This window comes from Ruminococcoides intestinihominis, assembly GCF_040096285.1.
GTDB classification, from domain to species: domain Bacteria; phylum Bacillota; class Clostridia; order Oscillospirales; family Acutalibacteraceae; genus Ruminococcoides; species Ruminococcoides intestinihominis.
In genome coordinates this window covers 1-3,931 of record NZ_JBBMEY010000078.1, presented here as the reverse complement: position 1 = coordinate 3,931, position 3,931 = coordinate 1, and the positions used below count along the sequence as shown (strand labels likewise).

General features: G+C 32.1%; 5 protein-coding genes. All 5 read right to left on the bottom strand.

The annotated features are described in order from the left end of the window. Positions 1-219 precede the first annotated feature (219 nt). Positions 220-1,089 (bottom strand): ABC transporter permease, encoded by an 870-nt coding sequence (locus WMO18_RS10630; RefSeq protein ID WP_211148405.1) that lies wholly within the window; start codon positions 1,087-1,089, stop codon positions 220-222. Further along, complete coding sequence (locus WMO18_RS10625) at positions 1,086-2,000, bottom strand: ABC transporter ATP-binding protein (RefSeq protein WP_211148406.1); 915 nt, start codon at positions 1,998-2,000, stop codon at positions 1,086-1,088. The genes WMO18_RS10630 and WMO18_RS10625 overlap by 4 nt, the downstream gene beginning before the upstream one ends. Continuing rightward, entirely contained in the window at positions 1,993-2,451 is a 459-nt protein-coding gene (locus WMO18_RS10620; RefSeq protein WP_329980166.1) for a DUF3021 family protein, read from the bottom strand. The genes WMO18_RS10625 and WMO18_RS10620 overlap by 8 nt, the downstream gene beginning before the upstream one ends. A gap of 10 nt (positions 2,452-2,461) precedes the next feature. Further along, a complete protein-coding gene (locus WMO18_RS10615; protein ID WP_022505845.1) occupies positions 2,462-2,899 on the bottom strand; it encodes a LytTR family DNA-binding domain-containing protein in 438 nt (145 codons plus the stop codon). 138 nt (positions 2,900-3,037) lie between these two features. Next, positions 3,038-3,454, bottom strand: coding sequence for a GNAT family N-acetyltransferase (locus WMO18_RS10610; protein ID WP_175405356.1), 417 nt, complete (start codon positions 3,452-3,454; stop codon positions 3,038-3,040). Positions 3,455-3,931 lie beyond the last annotated feature (477 nt).

Below are 3,931 nucleotides of genomic sequence, written 5' to 3'. Positions count from 1 at the left end.
TCTTTAAGAGTAAATTGTCATTCTTCCAATTTACGAGCGACAGCTCCCTTTACACAAGGGAGCCTTATTTGCTAAAAATTAACACTTTACATCTAACTCCACAAACCCAAATTTATACTACTGATTTGTCTTAACCAACAGACAAAATTGAAAAACCCTAATTTATTGAATCAATTACAGATTAGCACAATTGAATTTGAAAATTGAAAATCAAAAATCTCAAACTGCTTTTTTACGGTTGATATTCCAAATTGATAGGGCAGAGAATAGGACTAATGCCACAACAAGAACAAGGACACTAACTAATGTTGCACATTCTGTGTCACCGAATTTAAAGGTAATACCTAGGATGTTTTTCACTTCTTTTAGGGCAACTGCCTTTGCCTCGGTAGGCATTTTTGATACACCTTTATTAAGTGCATCTTCCATTAAAATTTGACGGAATAAAGCTGCACCATGTGAAGTAGGAAAACATTTAACTATGTACTGTACATATTCAGGTAACTGACCTACAGGCAGATAAATACCGGTTACAAAACCGATTAATGCTGAGGTAATACCGGAAACTGCACTGAAAGTTTTCTCTGTATTCAAAAGTGAAACAATGAAAAGTGCCATTGCAGTATTTGAACAAGTGTTTAGTAGGAAGACTCCTATTAACTTAAAAATCATTGTAAATGAAATAACTATAATATTGTTAACTGCAAGATAAATAATAGCAATAACGAATACAAGTAATGTCATCAGTAAGCCGATTATTACTGAGCTGATTATGTAGCCAAGTGATAAAGCGCTTCTGCTGATAGGTGCACAGTAAAAGTCTTTGAAAATCTTTTTCTCTTTGTCTTGTATCATTGTAGAGAATGCACCCATTGTTGTGGTTAGTGATGTAATAGCAAGTAGCCCTGCCATTATCCAGCCACTCATTATGTTTTCAGGTTTGTAAAATTCTTTTAAGCCATCTGTAAATGTATCTCCTAAGAAAAGAATGTACAATCCTATAACAATCAGTACACCCAGTAAGGAGAAAAATACTGCACCTTTGTCTTTGAAATATAGCTTTAAATTTCTAATTACTAAACCTTTCATTTTCTAATCTCCTTACCTGTAATTCCGATAAAGGCATCATCCATTGTACCCTTGATAACTTCAAAACTTTCTATGTTATCCCTAACCAAATCAATAATAGGCAAAGCATCTTCTGTCTTATCTACATCAACAGTATATACATCAGCAATTACTGTAAAGTCAATGTTGTTAGCTTTTAGTGTGGCAACTAATTTGTCTTTATCTTTAGGTGTAATGTGCAAGTAATTCTTTGCATATTTTTCTTTAAGTGTAGCAGGTGTGCCTTTTGCTACAATTTCACCACTGTCAATTACTATAACATAGTCTGCATCGGTAACTTCTTCCATATAGTGAGTGGTTAAGAATACTGTCATATTGTTTTCTTTCTGTAACTTGGTAATCATCTGCCAAACATTCTGCCTAGATTGTGGATCAAGACCTGTTGTTGGTTCATCAAGAAATAGAATTTTCGGTGTGTTAACCAATGCTCTTGCAATGTCAGCTCTTCTTCTTTGACCACCTGAAAGTTTACCGTAAGGTCGTTTCATTAAGTCGGTAATACCGACAGTTTCACAAACTTTCTTTACTGCATTTTTCAGTTCATTTCCCTTTAATCCGTAAAAACTGCCTCTGATTGAAATGTTTTCTCCAACTGTAAGGATAGGGTCAAGAAAATTATCTTGAAACACAATGCCGATTTCTTTACGAATAGCATTGTCATCTTTGCCTACAAGTTTACCGTCAACAGTAATACTGCCACTGTCAGGCTTTAGTGCAGTACAAATCATATCAATAGTTGTGCTTTTTCCTGCACCGTTAGGTCCAAGTAATGCAAAGAGTTTTCCTTCTTCAACATAAAAGTCAATGCCTTTAACTGCCTTAACATCTTTGTAGGATTTTTTCAGATTCTTAATTTCAATAATATTACTCATTGTTTTTCTCCTGAATTTTCTTTAGCTTTTCATTGATTTTGTTACTGTCCTCAACATTTTTGTGAAACATTGTGAAAAACACAATTGTGTATACAATCATAAGTACTATGAAAGCGTATAGTGACCAAATAGAGAAAATAGGGAACCAGTTAAACACTCCACCACCAAGTCCATATACACAAGAAAGTACAATTGCCATTGATATTAGATGACCTATATAACCATTTTCGTTTATTTGTTTCTCTAAAATCATAAACAAAAATGCCATAACAGTTGTAACTGTAAAGTAGCTGAATACCATTGTTCCAAAAGTTTTGAAAAGTCCCTCTACTGTAATTGTTTTTACTGTACTGTCCCAAGTTGCAAAATAATAAACAATGGACAAAACCACAGTCATAATAGTGAAAATTACACAGTCAAGTGTAAAATAATGTTTGATTCTATTTAACATAAGTAACCTCCTAAATATTAAACTTTTTCTTAAAAGCAGAAACGTAGTGACGGTTGATTATTATTTTTTCATTACTTAACATAGTAGCCTCAAATTTACCGTTAATAAACGGTCTGACACTTTTTAGCTTTGTAATATTGAGAATACAACTTTTACTTACCCTTACAATAGAAGTGTTTTTGAAAGTTTCTTCTATTGTGTATAACTTTTCTTTACATTCATACACATTGTCTTTTGTATAAACATATGACCTTTCGTCAACACTTTCAAAGTAATAAATATCATTTAGCTTTATATTAAAATTACTGCCGTTTTTGAAACATTGAATTGTATTATTAAGTGAATTCAGTGTTTCAATCAGCTTATTTACTTCATCGGTTTCTTCAGAATAATTCAGTATAACTTCCGGTTCAGAAAATTTTGGATTTTTAAAAATACTTAACCTCATTTTTTATCTCCTTTCTGTGATTTTACTGTACCATTAATTCTTTTATAATTCAATAAAATCTAGGTAAATTGCATTTTAAGTAGGGCAAAATGCAAAAATGATAATAAAAAAGGAACTGCAAAACAGTTCCCAAAAGTACTATACTCTTATTTGATACAATTCCTCGTGACTGTGTTTTCCCGAAACAAAACGGAAACCACATTTCTCATAAAATTTTTCCTTTCCCTTTGAAGAAAAAACACATACCTTAGAATGTTTATCCTTTGAATTGTGTTCCTTAATATAATTCAAAATAAAGTTCATCAAAAAGTTACCGTAACCCTCATGCTGATATTCCGGCTTAATAATAAAATCTTTTAGATAACATACTGTATGAGTGTTGCCAACAATCCTTGCCATACCAACAAGTCTGTTGCCTTCATATATAGTAAAGGTGTGATTTGTGTTAGCAAGTTTTTGCTGAATTTGTGACTTGTAAAGTCCTGACCAATCTACCGATAAATACAGTTCATAAACATTATCTGCTGTTAACTTATCAACAACTACATTCTTCATTTTCCTACCCCATTGTACGAAATTATTTTCTTTTCTTATTTTTAGCAGAACACATTATATACCCCATGTTCTCAATTTTCAAGTGATACTGTATAATGCTATTTTTTAGTTGTAATTGTGTTAATTTTAATATTTTGTTTTTTGATTTTTATTTTGTTTATATTCTGTTTGTGTCTAAAGATAAATTAGGGTTTTTCAATTTTGTTTGTGGGTTAGGATAAATTTGTTTTTAGCCTAATTGTTGTTCGAGGAATGCTTATTTTCATTGAATGTAAAGGAAAATTTGCAAAATTATCATACCTATTATTAAGAGAAAAGCGTGGCTAACAGGTGTAGGGTCCAACACTGTTGGACCGTTACAAACTATCCTAAATAAAGGTATTATGCCCTATGTAGTTACTCTAAATTTTATCTATCTAGTACTGCCTACTAGACAATCCCTCTGTCAGCTATCGCTGACATCAGCCACTGCATAAG

What these genes read in the sequence shown, in the direction of transcription:
- WMO18_RS10620 (WP_329980166.1), bottom strand. Translation starts at nt 2,451, where the DNA reads ATGTTAAATAGAATCAAACATTATTTTACACTTGACTGTGTAATTTTC.
- WMO18_RS10625 (WP_211148406.1), bottom strand. Translation starts at nt 2,000, where the DNA reads ATGAGTAATATTATTGAAATTAAGAATCTGAAAAAATCCTACAAAGAT.
- WMO18_RS10630 (WP_211148405.1), bottom strand. Translation starts at nt 1,089, where the DNA reads ATGAAAGGTTTAGTAATTAGAAATTTAAAGCTATATTTCAAAGACAAA.
- WMO18_RS10615 (WP_022505845.1), bottom strand. Translation starts at nt 2,899, where the DNA reads ATGAGGTTAAGTATTTTTAAAAATCCAAAATTTTCTGAACCGGAAGTT.
- WMO18_RS10610 (WP_175405356.1), bottom strand. Translation starts at nt 3,454, where the DNA reads ATGAAGAATGTAGTTGTTGATAAGTTAACAGCAGATAATGTTTATGAA.